At 65.9% G+C, this 393-nt stretch carries 1 pseudogene; it reads right to left on the reverse strand.

The window, feature by feature from the left end:
* Positions 1-275: 275 nt before the first annotated feature.
* A pseudogene (locus LPA54_RS41415) lies at positions 276-393 on the reverse strand (IS5/IS1182 family transposase); the annotation flags it as partial.

The following is a 393-nucleotide window of genomic DNA, read 5'->3' on the forward strand; positions in this document are numbered from 1 at the left end:
TCTCAGCTGCGACCGGTTGAACACGGTGTCGTCGCAGGGATCGACGTATCCGAGCATGGGCAGGTTCTGGCTCGCCGCCCGTCTGCACAGGTCAGCGATGGATGGATGCATGCATGCACGTGGCTTCGACCGCGTCGGTGAATGTCCGAACCTGAACGCTGATCCCCATCGGGGCACGCTACCGCCCGACAGTTGGTGCCACCGAAGCATTTACACAGGTCAGAGCCACCGTTGATGGCTGGGATCAGCACGGTCGCCTCGTAGCGGACGGCGAGCTTGTCGTATCGCGTGGCGACTGCGCGGTGGCGCTTGAGGCGGTTGATCCCGCACTCGACCGCGTGGCGCTGGCGGTAGTCGGCCGGGTCGAAGTGCGGCGGCCGGCCGCCGCACTTC

Origin of the sequence: Streptomyces sp. DH12 (assembly GCF_020873895.1) — a bacterium.
GTDB lineage: Bacteria > Actinomycetota > Actinomycetes > Streptomycetales > Streptomycetaceae > Streptomyces.